Source organism: Maricaulis maris, assembly GCF_003634045.1.
GTDB classification, from domain to species: domain Bacteria; phylum Pseudomonadota; class Alphaproteobacteria; order Caulobacterales; family Maricaulaceae; genus Maricaulis; species Maricaulis maris.
In genome coordinates this window covers 13824-31976 of record NZ_RBIM01000010.1, presented here as the reverse complement: position 1 = coordinate 31976, position 18153 = coordinate 13824, and the positions used below count along the sequence as shown (strand labels likewise).

The 18153-nt window shown below is 60.6% G+C and carries 13 protein-coding genes and 1 tRNA gene; 10 read left to right on the top strand and 4 right to left on the bottom strand.

All coding sequences use genetic code 11. From position 1 onward, the window contains the following. Positions 1-273 precede the first annotated feature (273 nt). Entirely contained in the window at positions 274-564 is a 291-nt protein-coding gene (locus C7435_RS16690; protein ID WP_121212561.1) for a type II toxin-antitoxin system RelE/ParE family toxin, read from the bottom strand. Continuing rightward, positions 551-808 (bottom strand): type II toxin-antitoxin system ParD family antitoxin, encoded by a 258-nt coding sequence (locus C7435_RS16685; protein WP_121212560.1) that lies wholly within the window; start codon positions 806-808, stop codon positions 551-553. The genes C7435_RS16690 and C7435_RS16685 overlap by 14 nt, the downstream gene beginning before the upstream one ends. A gap of 247 nt (positions 809-1055) precedes the next feature. Here C7435_RS16685 and C7435_RS16680 point away from each other — a divergent pair, with 247 nt between their 5' ends. The 8 genes from C7435_RS16680 to C7435_RS16645 all read left to right on the top strand — a co-directional run bounded on the left by C7435_RS16680 (position 1056) and on the right by C7435_RS16645 (position 9269). Continuing rightward, a complete protein-coding gene (locus C7435_RS16680; protein ID WP_147422743.1) occupies positions 1056-1946 on the top strand; it encodes a DUF417 family protein in 891 nt (296 codons plus the stop codon). A gap of 163 nt (positions 1947-2109) precedes the next feature. Further along, entirely contained in the window at positions 2110-3903 is a 1794-nt protein-coding gene (locus C7435_RS16675) for a long-chain-acyl-CoA synthetase (RefSeq protein WP_121212558.1), read from the top strand. Then, the gene (locus C7435_RS16670; RefSeq protein ID WP_121212557.1) at positions 3900-4481 is read left to right on the top strand and encodes a DUF924 family protein; all 582 of its coding nucleotides are present in this window, start codon (positions 3900-3902) and stop codon (positions 4479-4481) included. Before C7435_RS16675 ends, C7435_RS16670 begins: the two co-directional genes overlap by 4 nt. 163 nt (positions 4482-4644) lie before the next feature. Then, positions 4645-4869, top strand: coding sequence for a hypothetical protein (locus tag C7435_RS16665; protein WP_075191309.1), 225 nt, complete (start codon positions 4645-4647; stop codon positions 4867-4869). Between the two features lie 70 nt (positions 4870-4939). Next, positions 4940-5863: an alpha/beta hydrolase gene (locus C7435_RS16660; protein WP_121212556.1), complete on the top strand. Its 924-nt coding sequence runs from the start codon at positions 4940-4942 to the stop codon at positions 5861-5863. A 37-nt stretch (positions 5864-5900) separates the two neighbouring features. Next, entirely contained in the window at positions 5901-7337 is a 1437-nt protein-coding gene (locus tag C7435_RS16655; protein WP_121212555.1) for a protein adenylyltransferase SelO family protein, read from the top strand. After that, positions 7334-8125, top strand: a complete 792-nt coding sequence (pgeF, locus tag C7435_RS16650; RefSeq protein WP_121212554.1) for a peptidoglycan editing factor PgeF — start codon at positions 7334-7336, stop codon at positions 8123-8125. Before C7435_RS16655 ends, pgeF begins: the two co-directional genes overlap by 4 nt. A gap of 97 nt (positions 8126-8222) precedes the next feature. Next, the gene (locus C7435_RS16645) at positions 8223-9269 is read left to right on the top strand and encodes an NAD(P)-dependent alcohol dehydrogenase (RefSeq protein ID WP_121212553.1); all 1047 of its coding nucleotides are present in this window, start codon (positions 8223-8225) and stop codon (positions 9267-9269) included. Positions 9270-9388: 119 nt separating this feature from the next. Here the strand turns inward: C7435_RS16645 and C7435_RS16640 are convergent. Further along, positions 9389-9465 (bottom strand) — tRNA-Arg (locus C7435_RS16640). A gap of 209 nt (positions 9466-9674) precedes the next feature. On the opposite strand from C7435_RS16640, the gene C7435_RS16635 reads away from it, so the two are divergent. Next, a complete protein-coding gene (locus tag C7435_RS16635; protein WP_121212552.1) occupies positions 9675-12515 on the top strand; it encodes a S8 family peptidase in 2841 nt (946 codons plus the stop codon). 161 nt (positions 12516-12676) lie between these two features. Then, positions 12677-15241 carry an EAL domain-containing protein gene (locus tag C7435_RS16630; RefSeq protein ID WP_147422742.1) on the top strand — a complete coding sequence of 855 codons (2565 nt, stop codon included), beginning with the start codon at positions 12677-12679 and terminating at the stop codon, positions 15239-15241. A gap of 806 nt (positions 15242-16047) precedes the next feature. On the opposite strand, the gene C7435_RS16625 is transcribed toward C7435_RS16630, so the two are convergent. After that, the gene (locus C7435_RS16625; RefSeq protein ID WP_170150528.1) at positions 16048-18135 is read right to left on the bottom strand and encodes a RelA/SpoT-related domain-containing protein; all 2088 of its coding nucleotides are present in this window, start codon (positions 18133-18135) and stop codon (positions 16048-16050) included. Positions 18136-18153: the final 18 nt, after the last annotated feature.

Sequence of the window (18153 nt, the reverse complement as noted above, 5' to 3'; positions counted from 1 at the left end):
TGCCTTGCCCGGTGTCACGGGGATCTGGTACACGGAAAGCAACGTTAGTTGGTGTGCCACACGGACCGGCATGGCGTAACGATCTGAAAACTCAGTGCTTCACGGAGTGGCCAATACTGGTCTTGCTCCGGCCAGGGGCACCACTTTTTCACGGCTTCCGCTCCGCGCAAATCCGTGCCCGGTCTGACTGACGGGGCTGGGGATCGTGCCGCATGAAGCGAGGTCCGGCCCGGAGCCGGAGGTGCTGACCTCAATCTGCGACAAAAAATCCGCCTAGAAATGGCGGGCCGGGTCCTGCCGTCCGCCGAGAACGCGGATAATCAGCACATCGCCTGTATCGAAGCGTGTAATAGATGGATGGCGGGTGTGCTCGTAACGCCGCAGACCGGGGGCGATATGGGTGTAGTCATTGCCCCATCCGGGGTTGTCCGCCAGCAGATCAAAACGCGCAAAAAGCTCGTCGATATAGGTGCTGGCAGTGGCCAACCCGAAATTCAGGATGGAATATTCGTAGATCGCATCAATGTCGGCATCAGCCTTTGCCGAAAGCCTATAGGCGGCCATCGGCTTTCAACCGGTCTTCAACGCGCTTCTTGATGTCGGCAGCGCGGGCATTGCTCATTCCGCTTTCCAGCCCTTCGGCAATCAAGCCGCGGAGCTGTTCTTCGCCCGCATGGCGTTCCTGATCACGGCGGATCAGATCGCGCATATATTCGCTGTCATTGACATAGAGACCGGATTCGATGCGCGCCTTGATCCAGCTTTCCATCGCATCGGGGATGGTGATCGTCTTTCGCATCATGGTCATGGGGCATCTCCTTCCCTCAAAATACCATATGCCGAAAGTATGATGCAAATCATATGGTGGTCGTATCGTTACGCCGAAAGACGACTAGCGTATCGTGGGGCCGGTTCCGCGAAGCCAGTCTGGTTCACGACACACATTGCGGCGATGACGACGTGACCGCATCGTCATCAAGCCCTTGAAATCGGCTCTCGTCAGTCGCTTCGCCCGGTGCTAGCCTCGCGGTTCGAGCCCGGACGGAGGCCTGATCTTGTTGTCGCCTGGAAACGCGTTGTTGTTTGCCCGCCTGGCCTTGGCGGTGATGTTCCTGTGGTTCGGGGTGATGAATTTCACCGCTGTCGGCACGGGTATTACCGGCAGCTGGATCGAGGGCCATGCCTTCCTGTCCGGCCTGGCAGGCCAGGCGAGTTCGGCGGCCAAGACGCTGGGGCTTTACCAGATCATCGCCGGCGTCCTGGTCGGCGCGCCGATCCCGTCCGGCAGCTTCCGCCGCATCGGCTTCGCCATGACCGGGCTGTACGCCTTCATTGCGCTGACGGTCATGCTCACCAATCCGGTCTGGATCGAGGCGGCGGGCGGATTTCCGGCGATCGGCTCGGGACAGGGCATCCTGAAATACGTCGCCATTCTCGGCCTGTCCCTGTGGGGCGGGAGTTTTGCCAATACCCGCATGTTTGCCCAGCGTCACACCGACATGCGGATGTGGAGCCAGCCAGTGATGTGGCTCGGTCTTGTCCTGGTGCTCGGCTGGATCGGCGGCATGAAATTCACCGCCGTCGAGGCCGCCGGGATCGAGCCGCTGGTGCAGACCAGTCCGGCCTTTGCCTGGCTTTTGGGCCTGATGCCGCTGCAGACCGTGTCCAACCTGATCGGCATGATCGAACTGATCACCGTGGTCGCCCTGATCGGCTATTGGTTCAACAACACGCTCTTTCGCCTGGGCCTGTATCTGGCGATCACGACCTTCATCCTTACGCTGAGCTTCCTGCTGACCTTCCCGGCAAGTTGGGCAGCGGATCTGGGCGGGTTCCCGGCGCTGGCCGCGACGGGGCATTTCCTCCTGAAGGACTTGCCTCTGCTGGCCGTTTGCCTGGCGCTGCTGTCGGAAACGGGGCGAGACGGCACGATGCGCCGGCGATAGGCCGGAGGCAGTGGCCGCGCGCCGCTCCCTCGCTTGACGCGGCAAATCCCGGTAATCTTCTGAAACATGCGATCACACTTGCCGCGTGAGCGCCTGCCCTTGCTTGACCGGGCAGGGACGACCCATATCGTCACGCGCAACAATAATACGGGAGGTCGATCGAATGGGCATGCTGGGCGCGATTGCGCGTGAGTTCAACTATGTGACGAGCATGCTGTCGGTGCTGCGCAAGGTGGCCAAGGTCGGATCCGGATCCGGCCTGCGCGTGCCGGATCATATCGAAGCGACCGTCGACCGTTTTCCGGATCGTCCGATGGCGATCCTCGACGACGGTGAAATCAGCTATCGCCAGTTTGACGCCCTTGCCAACCGGGTCGCCCGCTGGGCGCTGGCCCGCGGTCTGAAACCGGGCGATGCGGTGTCGCTGTTCATGACCAATCGCTGGGAGTACATCGCGGTCTGGTTCGGCCTGTCCAAGGTTGGCGTGGTGACCGCGCTGATCAACAGCCAGCTGACCGGCGCTTCTCTGGCGCATTGCCTGACCATCGGCGAGGGCAAGCATGCCATTGTCGAGTCGAGCCTGGCCGATGCCTACAGCGCAGCGAAGGCGTGCGGGATCGACGATGTCACGGCCTGGTCGTTTGACGGGGCGATGGACGGCGCGGAGGGTCTCGATGCCGCCCTGGATGCCGAGGACGACACGCGTCTGGATCCATCGGTCCGCGCCGATGTGAAGCCGGAAGCACCGGTGCTGAAAATGTTCACCAGCGGCACGACCGGCCTGCCCAAGGCAGCGCTGATGACGCATGTGCGGGCGCTGTACTATCTCAACATCTTCGCCATCATCGCCAAGGCCAAGCCGGACGACCGGATGATGATGGTGCTGCCGCTCTATCATGCGACCGGCGGGCTGTGCGGCGTCGGCTGTGCCCTGTCCTTCGGCGGCGCACTGATCATCCGGCCGCGGTTTTCCGCCTCGGCCTTCTGGCCCGATGTGCAGCGCTTTCGCGCCACGCTCTTCATGTATGTCGGCGAGTTGTGCCGTTTCCTCGTCAATTCGCCGGAAGTGCCCGAGGAGCACGGCCATACGCTTCGCTGTGCTATCGGCAACGGCATGCGTCGCGATGTCTGGGACGCCTTCCAGGCTCGTTTCGCGCTCAAGGACATTGTCGAATTCTATGGTTCGACCGAGGGCAATGTCGGCCTGGTGAATGCCTATAACCAGCCCGGAGCCGTCGGCCGTGTGCCGAATTATCTCAAGCACCGGTTCAATATCGACCTGGTCAAGTTCGACCTCGATGCGGAAATGCCGCTGCGTGACACCAATGGTCGCTGCATTCCCTGTGAACCCGGCGAGGTCGGCGAGGCCATCGGCCGGATTGATCCGGATGATGCCCGCTTCCGTTTCGACGGTTATGGCTCGAAGGAAGACACCGAGAAGAAGGTGCTGCGCGACGTCTATGAGGAAGGCGATGCCTGGTTCCGGACCGGTGATCTCATGTCCCGCGACGAGCTGGGCTATTATTATTTCATCGACCGGGTCGGGGACACTTTCCGCTGGAAGTCCGAGAATGTTGCCACCGGCGAGGTCGCCGAGGCCTTCGCCTTTGACGGCATTGAGCAAGCCAATGTGTTCGGGGTCGAAGTGACAGGCCATTCCGGACGGGCCGGCATGGCGGCGCTGGTGACCGAGCCGGGCAAGCTCGACCTCGATGCCCTGCACGCCCATGTCCACGCAGCGCTGCCCAGCTATGCGCGCCCGCTCTTCCTGCGCCTGCAGCAGCAGACCGACACCACAGGCACATTCAAATTCCGCAAGGTCGATCTCGTCAAGGAAGGCTTCGACCCGTCTCGGGTCGCTGACCCGGTCCTGCTCGACCATCCCCGCGAAGGGCGTTATGTGCCTATGACCAAGGAGCTTTTTGCGGCCATTGAGTCCGGGGAACTGCGGGTATGAGTATCGTCGATCCGACCGCTGATGATGTCCTCGACTTCTGGTTCGAGACCGCCGGACCGAAACGCTGGTACGCCGCGACGCCGGCTTTTGATGCCCGGGTGCGGCGCCGGTTTGCCGCCTCGGTTGAACACAATGCGCAGATCTGGTGGGAGCGCGGCCATCCCTGGGAGGATACGGCGCTGGGCACCTTTGCCCTGATCATCCAGTTCGACCAGCTCACCCGCAATATCTGGCGCGGTTCGGGGCACGCCTTTGCCCATGACGAGATCGCCCGCCATCTGGCTGGCCAGATGATCGAGCAGGGCTATGACTGGGTGATCCCCGATGAGCGCCGGGCCTTCGTCTACATGCCCTACATGCATTCGGAAAATCTCGACGACCAGGATCTCTGCGTCGAACTGGCGACGGAGCGCCTGTCGGGAACCGGTACGCGCGATCACGCGATCAAGCACCGCGAGGTGATCCGGCAATTTGGCCGTTTCCCCTATCGCAATGAGGCGCTGGGGCGGATCTCGACCGCGGCCGAGACCGCCTATCTCGACGGCGGCGGTTATGCGCCCGGCCGCAAGCGCTCCTGAGGCCGACCCGGACAGAACGACTCGGCAATTTCGACCGCAGGGCAGGGCGCGCCGGTCTGTGGAAAACTCAACCCGTTGAATAATTGAGATAAAATTCGGCGCGAGGCTGGCCTGCCGCTTGCTCTTGAAGAGGGCAAGACATCCATCCGGCAGGAGCCCCCGAATGACCGTGCATGTGCAAATCACCGCCCAAGACATCCACCAGATCGCCTGGACCATGGTCGATCTGCACGGCGCGCAGGCGATTGGCTATGCCGACGAGGCGGTGACGGACCTTGATGGTCAGGGCTTGCCGGAAAGCGCCGATGCCTGGCGCGCCCTGCGCTCGGTGATGGAAGATGCGCTGGCCGGCCGTCTCGATCGTGAAGCCGGTGTGACGCTTCACTGACACCCGCGTTTGCGGCGGTTGATCGAATTGTCGCGTTTGCCGTTGCCCGCACCCGTGCTAACCGGATGTCATGGACGCGCCCGCTTGGCCTGAGGCCCTCACCAAATTCGGTCTGCAAGACCCGCTCGAACCAGCCCGGGCGGCGCCGCGCATGCGCGAGGCACTGCGCAATGCGGCGCCGCACATGGATGTGCGCGCGCCTGATCTGGCCGAGGTGCGGGATCTGACGGTGCCGGGCGGTACAGGTGAGATCGCGGCCCGGCTCTACCGTCCCAACGGAGCCGACGCGCCGGGTCCATGCACGTTTTTCACCCATGGCGGCGGCTATGTGATCGGCGATCTGGAGACCCATGACAGCCTGTGCCGGCGGTTGGCGGCGAAGTCCGGCATGCGGGTGCTGGCGATCGACTATCGCTTGGCGCCTGAACATCCCTGGCCTGCCGGGGTCGAGGATGCGCTGGCGGCCTTTGACTGGCTGGTCGGCCCGGGGGCTGCCGAGGTCGGTGCCTTGCCGGACCGGATCGCGGTCGCCGGCGACTCGGCCGGTGGCGGGCTGGCCGCCATCCTGGCCCAGACGCGGCGCATGCAGATCTGTTTCCAGCTCCTTATCTATCCGCTCCTGCAGCTGGTTGAGCGCCGCAAGCCCAAGCCGAAATGGCTGGAAGGGCATCTCCTCTCCAGCTTTACCCTGGACCAGGTCGTGCGGGCCTATCTGACCGATCCGGCGCAGGCCGTCGAATTGAGCGTTTCGCCCCTGCTCAACCCCGACCTGGCCGGTCTGCCGCCGGCTCATATCATCGCCGCCGAACTCGATCCGCTGCTGGATGAGGGGCAAGCGTATCGTGACCTGTTGTTGGCGGCGGGGAATACGGTCAGCTACGCCCTCGGCAAAGCACTGCCGCATGGCTATTTCAACCTCACCGCCGTCCTGCCCGGTGCCAAGGCGATCGTCGACGAGACGGCCCTCATTCTTGGTGACGGGCTGCGGCGCTGAGTTTGCAATTCGCCGCCCGCGGGCTTAGCTCCGCAGCATGAGCTTTCCCCCTGCCTATCGCCCCGACCCCGTCTTCGCCCGACTTGGCGATGATTTTTCCGATCCGGTGGACCCGGCCAACTTCCCGGCCGCCGAATTGCGTTTCTGGAATGATCGTTGGGACGCGGCGATCGGTCTGGGCGCGCTTGATACGGCTGCCCGCGAGGCGCATTTCCAGCGCTTCGACGCCTTGCCTGACAACCAGTCCCGGCCGCGCGCCATGCGCTATCATGGTCACCAATTCCGCACCTATAATCCCGATCTCGGCGATGGTCGCGGCTTCCTGTTTGCGCAATTGCGCGATGATCAGGGGCGGTTGCTCGATCTTGCGACCAAGGGCTCCGGCCAAACACCCTGGTCACGCGGCGGCGATGGCCGGCTGACGTTGAAAGGCGCGGTCCGCGAAGTGCTGGCGGCAGAAATGCTCGAGGCTCAGGGTGTGTATACGTCCAAGGCGTTTTGCGTGTTCGAGACCGGCGAGCAATTGGCGCGCAACGACGAACCCTCGCCGACCCGCTCCGCTGTCCTGACCCGGCTCGGTCACTCCCATCTGCGCTTCGGGACCTTCCAGCGTCACGCCTTTGAAGGGGCGGCGGACCGGATCGACACGCTGGTGGGTCATGCCATCGAGCATTATTTCCCGCAGCTCGCCGCGGCACCCGATGCACCGGCAGCCCTGCTGGCCGCTGTCGTGGAGCAAAGCGCCCGGCTCGCGGCGAGCTGGATGGCGGCCGGCTTTGTGCACGGCGTGCTCAATACCGATAATCTCAACCTGACCGGCGAGAGTTTTGACTACGGCCCGTGGCGCTTCCTGCCGCACTACGAGCCCGGCTTTACCGCCGCCTATTTCGACCATCAGGGTCTGTACTGTTTCGCCCGTCAGCCCGAGGCGGTGTTCTGGGCGCTGCAGCAATTGGCCACGGCTCTCGGCGTGAGCGGCGACAGGTCGACGCTGGAAGCGGCGCTCAACACATTCCCGGAACTTTACCGCACGGCGCTGCTCGATGCCTTCCTCGCCCGTTTCGGCGTCGCGTCGGCCGGTGAGGCCGCGGATGAGGTCTTGGTGCGCAGCTTCCTGGCCTTCATGGAGGCCAGCAAACTGCCCTGGGAGGCCCCTTTTCATGACTGGTTCTGCGGTGAGGCGTCGGCGGCGCGGGCGATGGCCGGGCCACGGGCGTCGTCTTACACGGGTGAGGCCTTTGACGCTTGGCGGGCGGCGCTGTCGGCGCATGCGCCGGTCCGGTCCGAGCGCCTTGATCATGACCTGTTCGGGCGGGCTGAACCGGTCAGCCTGGTCATCGACAAGGTTGAAGCCTGTTGGGACCGGATCGCTGACGGAGACGACTGGTCCGGTTTCAATGGCCTGATCGCCGATATTCGCGATGCCGGAAAGGGCTTTGATCTTGGCCGGGACCGTCTAGGATTTCGCCCATGACACTTGATCTTGTCCGTTCGGACCTGCTCGACCGACCCGGTATTGTGCACGCGTTTACCACCCGCACTGGCGGCGTGAGTGAGGGGCCCTATGCCTCGCTTAACCTGACCCGCTCGCGCGGTGACGAGGCGGCGCACGTGTCCGAGAACCGGGACCGTGTGCGTGCGGCACTCGGGCTGGATGCGCTGGTCTTTGCGACCCAGGTGCACGGCCGCGCGGTGATCCGGGTCGACGGGCCGCCCAAGGGCGACCAGCCGGCCGGCGAGGGCGATGCGCTGATGACCGACCGGCCCGGCCTGGGCCTGGCCTGCCAGACCGCCGACTGCACGCCCATCCTGCTGTTTGATCCGGACAAGCGGGCCATTGCCGCCATCCATTCCGGCTGGCGCGGCACGGTGCAGAATATCGTCGCGGCGACGGTCGAAGCGATGGGCGAGGCTTACGGCACCCGGCCGGGGCAATTGCTGGCGGCCATCGGGCCGTCGATCTCGGCGGTCAATTACCGTGTCGGCCCGGAAGTCGTGGCGCAATTCGAGGCCGCGTTCGAGGTCACAGGCGGCATTGTATCGCCGAAGGACCCGGAAGGCGGGGCGCATCTGGATGTTGGCGAGGCCTGTCGGCGTCAGCTGATCCTGGCCGGCCTGCCGGAAACCGCGGTCTGGCGCTCACGCGCCTGCACCTATGCCGAGGCGGGGCGTCTCTTCTCTGCCCGCCGCTCGCACCATCAGGGCCAGAGCGGCCTGTTTGGCGGCCAGGCCGGCATCATTGCCCTGACAGCTGACGACTGACGGCTGTTGACGGGTCAGGGTTGGCCGACCGTCTGCCCTTGGCTTTCGCGCAGGCTGGCCTACACTCCATACCGAAGCATCGAAACGGAGCCGACCCATGCCGCAATCCCTTGGCTATGCTGCCCAGTCATCAGACGCCGACCTGGCCCCGATCAGCTTTGATCGACGCGAGCCCGGCCCGGACGAGGTGCTGATCGAGATCACCCATTGCGGGGTCTGCCATTCCGATCTCCACCAGGCGCGTAATGACTGGAAAAACACGATGTATCCCTGTGTCCCCGGTCACGAGATTGTCGGCACGGTGACCGCGGTCGGCGGCGCGGTCAGCAAGGTCAAGGCCGGTGATACGGTCGGTGTCGGCTGTCTGGTCGACAGTTGTGGCGAATGTGGCCACTGCCATGAGGGGCTGGAGCAGTATTGCGATACCGGCGCGACGGGCACCTATAATGGACGCCTGCCTGATGGCAGCCATACCTATGGCGGTTATTCGCAGCGGGTGACGGTCAAGGAGGGGTTCGTCCTGCGCATTCCCGATGCGCTCGACCGGGCCGGCGCGGCGCCGCTCCTGTGTGCCGGCATCACCACCTATTCACCCTTGCGCCACTGGAAGGTCGGCCCGGGCCAGCGCGTTGGCGTGGTCGGACTTGGCGGTCTCGGACACATGGCGGTCAAGCTGGCCAAGGCGATGGGCGCTGAAGTCGTGCTCTTCACCACCTCACCGGGCAAGGTCGAGGACGCCAAGCGGCTCGGCGCCTCGAAAGTGGTGATCTCCAGTGATCGGGGCCAGATGAAGGCCGAGCGTTTCACGCTCGATTTCATTCTCGATACGGTTGCCGCCTCGCATGACCTCAATCCCTATCTCGATTGTTTGAAGGTCAATGGCGCGCTGGTCCTGGTCGGCGTGCCGGAGGAAGCCCATCCATCCCCGTCGGTCGGGCGATTGCTGGCCAAGCGCCGTTCGATCGCCGGCTCGGCAATCGGCGGCATCGCCGAGACCCAGGAAATGCTCGATTTCTGCGCCGAGCACGGCATCCATTCGGATATCGAGATGATCGCCATGTCCGAGATCAACATCGCCTATGAGCGCATGCTCAAGAGCGATGTGAAATACCGCTTCGTCATCGACATGGCGACGCTGGGCTAGGCAAGGCAATCCAGTCTGATCTCGCGGACCCGTCGGGTCCGCCAGCGCGACCGCGCGTCGGGCCTGATGGCCCGCCCGTCGGAGGCGTCCGCTAAGCGGACAGCCGCGAGACAGAAAACTGGTGACCCCGGCGCGATTCGAACGCACGACCTACGGATTAGGAATCCGTTGCTCTATCCTGCTGAGCTACGGGGCCGACCTGGACGCCTAACTGGAATAGTTGAATTCCCGACGCAAGCGCGAAATTCCGTCCGTCGACGGCTTGCGGACATTGCGCGGTCCCCCCTGTCGGAAACCCATTCTTAACCAGTGGCCCAATTAAGCCTTTGTTTACAACGTCTGTTAGGGGGGGCGAAATGCAAGAGCGCGATATTGGTCGCATGTAAATGGGCTGGGAGGGTCCTCATGCGCCAGTATTTGAAATCCGGAGCTGCAGCGATTGCGCTCATGTCCCTGACCGGGGCCATGATGCCTGCACACGCGCAGGAGTCCGGTGATGACGCGAATGGCGACGGGCTGAATTTCCTTCATCCATATCGTGGCGACATCAACCCCTTCTACGGTGATATCAACCCCTTCCAGGGCGACATCAATCCGTTCCGCGGCGACATTAATCCCTTCTATGGAGACATCTCTCCCTTCTGGGGCGACATCAATCCCTTCTGGGGGGATATCAATCCCTTCTACAGCGACGATAGCAATGCCTTCTGGGGCGATGACAGTCCCTATGGTAGCGATATCAGCCCCTTCTGGGAGGAGATCGGCCCGATCTGGGGTGATCTTAACTCCGAGTGGAATGAGGCCGCCGCCGGGGGCGGTGACTTTGTCACGATCGCAGAGGGAATGAATGCGGTCATTGATCGGGCTGAAAGCGTGTTCGGGGCCGCCATTCAAGAGCAAACCGGCCAGAATATGGATGAGGCCTTCCTCGGTGACCTGATGGCGCGCTTCGGTATCGATCCTGACGATCCGGACAGCCTGGCTTCGGTCAGCGTCGGCCAGCGCTCGGAATTCTTCCTGACCTTCTATGACAGCCTGATGGGTTTCACCGGTGTCGACCATGTCGATCACTGGATGCCGGCCATCAATTGGTCGCCGGCCATGGCGGCCAGTTATGAATGGGGTTGGGCGCCGCTGGTCGGGGTGCTCGACTTCAGCGTCAATTCTGTCGATTACCGCAGCTTCCGCGGCCAGCGCGGCGAGCGTGACTATCTCGGTGTCAATCACGGCAATGCCGTTGCCAGCCTGATCGGTGCGCCGGTCGATGGTGCCGGTGTCATGGGTGTTGCGCCGCATGCCGCGATGCATTTCTACAACCCGTTCGATGAGTCGCACACGGCCAGCTGGGCTGATGTTGCCGCCGGGGTTGAGTCTTTGGCCAAAGGCCGCACATCTGTCATCAACATGTCGCTGGGCGTGCGGGGTTGGACCCTGCATCAGAACTGGGCCGACGTCTTCCGCCAGAATCGGGTGGAGCGCTATGCCGACGGTGTCACTTTCGTGATCGCTGCCGGGAATGGCGGTCGTGCGCAGACGGTTGATCTGGACTGGACCGGCGTTTCGGTGCTCGACAATCTGATATTGGTTGGATCGGTTGATCCGATGGGCAATATCTCGTCCTTCTCCAATACGCCGGGCGAAGCCTGCCTGCTGACAAATGGTGTTTGCGAGACCGGCTCCCGCCTGATGGACCGTTTCCTGGTTGCCCCGGGTGAACTCATCCTCGTCGATGACGGGGAAGGCGGGGTGACCCGCGTGTCGGGCACCTCCTTTGCGGCACCGCTGGTGTCCGGAGCGGCGGCCCTGGTCAAGGGCTGGTGGTTCTGGCTCGATGGCAGCGAAGTGGCCGATGTCCTGCTGTTGTCGGCCCGCGATCTCGGCGAGCCCGGTGTGGACGCCGTCTACGGTCACGGCATGCTGGATGTCGCCGGTGCCATGTCACCACTTGATTCCGGCAATCTGTATGGGCTGGATCGCCGCAATAATCCGGTTGAAGCCGCGGAATTGATCATCACCGGCGGCCGCCTCTCGCTGCGCTATTCGAACAGACGATATGTCACGGTGTTCGAGGATATCGGTGACAGCTTCCGGGATTTCTCGATCGCGGTGGACGATCTGATCGTTGGCAGCTCGCTGGCGGATTCGGTCGCCAATGCCTATGCCGAACAATATATCTATGAGCGCACCAGCGCGTCGCTGAACGGGACCCGCTTCTCGGATATCAACAGCGCGTCGCGGGTCCTGTCCCAGCGCGGCAATCTGACGGTGACGGCCACGGCCTCCACCCTGGATCCGTCCAATGTCGGATATGCCCGTGATCTTGGCTTCCATGCCGGTGTCGAGCTGACCGATACGGAAAGCGGCCGGTCGATGAAATTCGGGGTCGGTGAGGGCGCCCTGGCGCTGTCCAGCCAGACCGGTTTCAATCTCTTCTCGGACCATCGTCCGGAAAGCGGTGGGGTGAACCCGGTCCTCGGCTTTGCCTCCGGCGGTGCCTACGCGGCCAGCACGTTCGATATGGACGGCGAGCTGCAAGTCTCCTTCGGTGTCACCACGACCCATGAGCAAGCCCTCTATGTGATGCCGGGCACTGGCGAGGAGCGCGCCCTGTTTGACAGTGTTGCGCCTTACCAGGCCTTCGCCGCCAATATCGATCTCAGCTATCCGCTGAGCGATCTTGTTACGGTCAATGGCTCGCTGACCCAGCTGCACGAGGCGACCGGCCTGCTCGGTGCCCAGGGCGGCAGCATGCTGGCCCTTGAGGGCGGTGCGGACACGACCGCCCTGACCTTTGGTCTCGACGCCCAGCCGTCCGCGCGGATATCCCTGAGTGCTTCGATGACCATGGCCCAGACGCGGACCACGGCCTTTGATGGCGGCCTGCTCGACATTGCCGAGCGTATCGACAGCACCGCGGCCCAGGTCTCGGTCGGCTATCAGGCCCTGTTCTCGAATAGTGACGGTGTCCGCTTCAGCATGGTTCAGCCGCTCCATATCGAAAGCGGAGCCCTGGGCTATACCGGCATGGCTGTCACCGATCGCGAGACCGGTGAGCTGGGTGTGCAGAGCGATACCTGGGAGCTGGGCGGCCGACGCCCGGTCTATGCCGAGGTCATCTACGCAACGCAGCTGGGGTCGTCGGACCGTCGTCTGAGCGTCTTCAGTCGCCAGCAATTGTCCGGCGATGCGCAGGCCTCGGAATTCTCCGCCGCGACCAGCGGTGTACGCTTCGAAATGCGCTTCTGATCCACACGGCAGCGCGTTGAAAGAGGGCCGTCGGCGAAAGTTGGCGGCCCTTTTATTTGTCGGGTCCGGCGCGCCGACGATCGCCATTAGGCATTCCTTTAACGGGGACTGGTAGAGTCCGGCATCAAAGTCGTCCAAAGCGATGCGTTCGGAGAGAGTTTGTGCGTTTGCCTGCAAGTCCACTGGCGATAGTTGCGGTCGTCCTGAGCCTGGTTCTGGCTCTGGTGCCATCCGCTGTGCGCGCACAAGACGCTGAACGATTGCAGACGGTCTCGGAAGCGGTCGACGCGGCGCGTTCCGTCATGATGGCCGATCCGACGGCCGCCCTTTCCCTGGCCGAGCGTGCGGAAGTATTGGCCGATCGGCTCACAAACAGTGAGCGTGATGAAGCGTTGGCAACGGCCGAATGGCTACAGTCCGAAGCGTTGACCCGCATGGGGCGCGCCGAGGATGCACACCCGCACGCCCTTGAGGCGCTAGGCCGGTTGGGCGAGGCTCCGGCCGAGACAAAGCTGCTGGCTGACATCTTCACCTCGCTCGGGCGGATCGAGAAAGTGCTTGGCGAACATGGTGAAGCGCTGGAGCACTATCAGAGCGCTTACGAGATTTATCGCGATCTGGGGGAAAGTCGCAGCGAGGCGATCGGGCTCCAGTCGATGGCCTCCATCTATTCCGACGCCCGGCAATATGAGCGCGCCGTTGAGTATTTCAGGAATGCGCTCGACCGCTATCAGGACCCGGCGCTTGACCTTGCGGCCCACAATAATCTGGCAAACGCCCTGACCCAGCTCGGGCGCTATGATGAGGCGGCTGCCTCCTATGCGCAGGCGAGGACGCTCGCAAACGCCATGGACAGTGCCATCCTTGAAGCACGCGTGCTCAACAACCTGGCCAATTTGCAGCTCGAGCTGGCGGATTATGACGGGGCAGACGCGTCGATTGATGCGGCGTTCAGCATGGTCGCTGATGACGGCACGTTTGAATGGGTCCGGTTCTTCTGGGGTGTTCGCGCCCAGATCGCCTATGGCCGCGGTGACCCTCAAGGCGCCGTCAGATTCCTCGGCGTCGCTTTCCGCGATGTCGAGATCGCGACGACATCGCAGAATTTCATGGAATTGCACGGGAGTGCAGCAGAGATTTATGCCGCCCACGGCGACTGGGGCTTGGCCTACGACCATTTGCAGGCGTTCAAACGCCTGACCGACGAACGGGCGGCTTTCGCAAGCTCGGCCAATAGCGCTTTGGTCGGGGCCCAATTCGACTTCACCGAGCAGGAGCTCGAGATCCAGCAATTGCGGGCGGAAGGTCTTGAGCAGGCGCTCGAACTGGCCCGGGCGCGCCAGGCCCGCAACATGATGATTGCCTCGGGCATCGGTGTGCTCTGTCTCTTCATTGCCGGCATTGTGTTTGCGAGAAGTCGCGTCGCGCGTGCGAAGGCGCGGGCATTGTCAGACAGCCTCTACACCGACGCCAGCACCGGGCTGCCCACCCACGCGGCCATGCTGCGTGACCTGACGGAGATCACAGCCAAGACGGGCAAGGTGCCGGTTGTCATCGCGGTCCAGATCAAGCGCCGCAAGCATTTGTCCGGCGCGCTCGGTTACCGCGTCTATTCGCGTTTCGAGCAGGCCGTTGCGGACCGCCTGGCCGGTGGCAATTATCCGGTGACGGTCTACCGGCTCCTGCCGGGATTGTTCGGATTGCTGCAGCCCTCCGCGGACACACGCGAGGCCTGTGCCGTGGCCCGGGATGTGACAGGCTTGTTCGAAACCGCCGTCCAGGTCGACGATCTCAATATCGATGTCGGCATCATTTGCGGCCTGGCGCAGGGCGATGATGCAGAGACCGCCATTCGCCAGGCTCATCTGGCGATTGATCAGGCGCGCAGCCTCAATCAGTCGCATGCCGAATTTGACCCGGACCTGTACGGCAATCCCGCGGCGAACCTGTCATTGATGAGCGAAATGATGCGGGCCACGGAAAAGGGCGAGATGGCGCTCTACTACCAGCCCAAGCTCAATGTGCGGACCGGCCGGTTCGAGTCCGTGGAAGCGCTCAGCCGCTGGTTTCATCCCGAGCGCGGTTTCATCCCGCCCGATCAATTCATCCCGCAGGCCGAGGAAACCGGCCATATCCGGCCCTTCACCGAATGGGTTCTCCGCCAGAGCGTTGAGGACCAGAAGCGCTTGTTGGCCGATGGCAAGCCGATGAGCATAGCCATCAACATTTCCGGTGCGCTGGTGGGCGATGCCGATTTTGCGCGCAAGGCCCGGGCCATGATTGTCGGGGCGCGTGGTCCGATCACGCTCGAGATCACCGAAACTGCGGTGATGACCAATCCGGACAAGGCGATCGAGCACCTCAAGGCGTGGCGCGATGCCGGCGCGCGCATCTCGATTGACGATTATGGGACCGGTCAGTCCTCACTGGCCTATCTGCAGATGATTCCCAGCGACGAGCTGAAGCTCGATCGGCAATTCGTCTCCAATCTGAACGCGAATGCGCGCGGTCGCATGCTGATCAAGTCAACCATTGATCTGGCCCACAATCTTGGTCTGGAAGTCGTGGCCGAAGGCGTCGAGACGGAGACGGACCTCGCCGCGCTCAAACTGCTCGGCAGTGACTGGATCCAGGGCTATTACCTGTCCAAGCCGGTACCGATCGCCGAACTCGAAACCTTTCTTGCAGCTCCGGACCAGGAAGTTCTGCGCGCACGCTCGCTTTGACGGCAGGCCCGTGTGACCCACCCGGTGGCGGTCCTGGGCTGGTAGCTTTCGAACAGTCTTGTCACCCAAGAGGCGTTCCAAACATGTCGATCTGCCCCGCTTTCATGGCCCGAAGCGTTCTGGAACATATAGGGTCGCCTATCGGGCGAGGCGTGCTGTAGCGACTGAACAACAGGTCCGCGCGTGGCTCGACACCTATGACCCGAACATTCGGCAAGAGGGCATGCATGACGGGCAGGGGCCGATCAAAAGATGGGCAATTGGGCGCGAGGTTGATCTGAATTCCCACTGCCGTAGCCAACTGGCCTCAAGTTCGGGACGGGCGCTGTTTGTTGTGGAACCAGTCAAAGAATATTCGCCACGCCCAATAATATGACAGCAGGCGTCTGATCCATTTTGATTACCTTGTTTAGGGAGTTAGGTGTAATTATGGCCAATCATCGTAACGGGGCCGGTATTCTCTGCCAGATTCGGCTTTGTGCGTATGAGAAATCACCAAGCGCAGTAGCTACGGAGATCGCGCCCAAATGGCCGAGCGATACGTGCAATGGGCAGCGCCCCCCAAGATCGCGGCTCGCCTCGTCGTCACAACGTCCTAGACTTTGTGAGCGCCGGTTCAGCGTCCCTCAGGCCAAACCCGACCTTCCGGCCAAACCCGACCCTCTGGCCAAACCCGACCTTCCGGCCACATGTAGACCGAAGCGATCGTTGTCTTAAGTTGCATCGTTTCCCGTCTCATCGGCCAGTTCCTTGGGCAATCGCATCATCATTGCGAAAAAATGTTAAGCTATCATTGATCCGGCATATCAGCGGCGAGTCAAGGATTTTAGAGCGTATGGAATCGTGTCGAGCATCATGTCGAGAGGGTCCTCGCCTGGATAAAGCGCTTGAAGGCTGCTGGCGATATCGGAGAGGGCCGCATGGTTTTCCTCGTTATACGATTCACCAATGCCATTCATATTGCGGTACCTTTCCAGCACCTCGCGATTCTTGTTTCGTATTTCGTCGGAGCCCGGTTTCTCCGGGGAAGGTTCAGAAGTCATATTGAGTGCCAGTTCAACGAGTCTGAACGTCGCCGCGTAGAGGGGCGCCCGATATTTTTCGAAACTGTCGCTTGTTGCCATAAGGAAAGCAAGTGATTGAGCAACTGTATCTGCACGGCTGTCTTTACTGTTTGCGCGGATACCCTCGACAGTCATTCCTTTGATTTTTTCAAGTGACGATGTAATTTCGTGCTCCTCGAGAGGGATTTCGTCCAATACATCGCCGAGTTTTTTAAGTACATCAGGAGAGGTTGAGCCACTTTCTTTATACATTGAGGCCTGCACATAGGCAGACACCCGATAGTACAGATAATTGTTAATTGCGAGCGCCTGTATCGTCCTCAACTCGTCCATCTGAGGCTCATCCACATCGAACGCCGCCAAGTCCATCGCGGCCGCAGGGCGAGTCGATTCGGCTGCATCGCGAAGATGTTCAATCCGCTCCACTAACTTGTAGTCGAGTTTATGAGCGAGTTTGCCTGTTCTCTTGTCATCCTGCGCAATCGCCCAAAGCGTGAGGCCGCGGCTCATTGGCGCACGGAGATGTATCCACTCATTCTCGCCGGCCTCAATATTGCTGTCGTTGGCAAGAAGATTGTTGGCGTAATCAAAATGTTCGAATGCCAGGTCGAGTTTATCCATCGAGTAGAAGCATTGACCCATACGAAAGCTAACGATTGTGTGATCATCGCGCGATGACAATTTTCTGTATATAGAAAGGGCATTCTGAATATAATTATTTGCAGAAGCATTCCCTTCAAAGCGACGAATCATATCTCCAGATTTGTATTCATTGTACGCAATTTCCATTCTAAAATTGTACATCAAATAATTGTATACATTATTTTCGAGCTTGGATTTATAATAATTTAGTATAGAGATGCATGAATTAAACGCCTCAGTAGAACTGGATAGTTTAGAAATCAAGGTGCGATAACTTGATCTATCAGGTCGTTCGGACCGCTTTGATCCACGTTGTTTGACGCCAGTATCGTATGCATCCTTTAGTTCCAATGCGGAGGTCGGTTCAGAGCCGTCCGCTGTGGATCTTTCCAGATTTCGTATTCGTGCACTGGTCTGTCTCACGATCTCCTCTAATCGCCTTGGTTCGAAGTTGTTGTCGAATGGAGGTACGTTAATCCTAGTGTTTGTCATTTCCAAACCGGCAATAATATTCTCGAGAGTTTTTGACGCGGAATCAAGTTGGACTTTGGAGTCCGGAATCTGATCTCGGAAATGTTGTTCTACCTCCCCTTTCTCGCTAGCGCGAGAGTCAATTTTGTAGTTAATTTTATGTTCTATTTCACTCCATGCATCTTCCATGGCAGATCGAATTTGAAACTCGATAGGGTACCGCCGCTCCGGGACGGAGGAGTCTCGTGAAAGGTATGTGCACCAGATGACTATATGTACAGACGTATAACCGCTACCACTATCTTTTGGATTGCTCCTGTATTCAAAGTGTTGTTTATGTTCTTCAGTTCTAATGATGTCATCTATTTGATTTATCATCTTTTCCTTATCAATGATTGAGTAATAATTTATTACTTCTTCAATTTCATCAAATCGAAATATCTGATCAATGTCGTATTCTGTAAATAGACGAAATAATCTTGACAAAGATTCTGGAATTTCACTTCGCAATAGGGTAACAATTCTTATCCCAATTATGTCTCGTGAATTCGTTGGCGCGTAGTATTCCTCTATCGCATTTTCTTTGCCACTCAAGTCTTTATTATTCTTTCTCAAAGCCTTATTGTATAGAGATTCAACCGTCTTTACGCGTGCACTAATACGGTAGGTTCGGTGATCGAATGCGAACCGGACCAGGCTGAGAATGTTTTGCGTCACCTCCTCGGCGCCTGCGAC

Coding starts and splice junctions, on each gene's coding strand:
- C7435_RS16635 (WP_121212552.1), top strand. CDS start 9,675: ATGCGCCAGTATTTGAAATCCGGAGCTGCAGCGATTGCGCTCATGTCC.
- C7435_RS16665 (WP_075191309.1), top strand. CDS start 4,645: ATGACCGTGCATGTGCAAATCACCGCCCAAGACATCCACCAGATCGCC.
- pgeF (WP_121212554.1), top strand. CDS start 7,334: ATGACACTTGATCTTGTCCGTTCGGACCTGCTCGACCGACCCGGTATT.
- C7435_RS16675 (WP_121212558.1), top strand. CDS start 2,110: ATGGGCATGCTGGGCGCGATTGCGCGTGAGTTCAACTATGTGACGAGC.
- C7435_RS16655 (WP_121212555.1), top strand. CDS start 5,901: ATGAGCTTTCCCCCTGCCTATCGCCCCGACCCCGTCTTCGCCCGACTT.
- C7435_RS16670 (WP_121212557.1), top strand. CDS start 3,900: ATGAGTATCGTCGATCCGACCGCTGATGATGTCCTCGACTTCTGGTTC.
- C7435_RS16690 (WP_121212561.1), bottom strand. CDS start 564: ATGGCCGCCTATAGGCTTTCGGCAAAGGCTGATGCCGACATTGATGCG.
- C7435_RS16660 (WP_121212556.1), top strand. CDS start 4,940: ATGGACGCGCCCGCTTGGCCTGAGGCCCTCACCAAATTCGGTCTGCAA.
- C7435_RS16645 (WP_121212553.1), top strand. CDS start 8,223: ATGCCGCAATCCCTTGGCTATGCTGCCCAGTCATCAGACGCCGACCTG.
- C7435_RS16685 (WP_121212560.1), bottom strand. CDS start 808: ATGACCATGATGCGAAAGACGATCACCATCCCCGATGCGATGGAAAGC.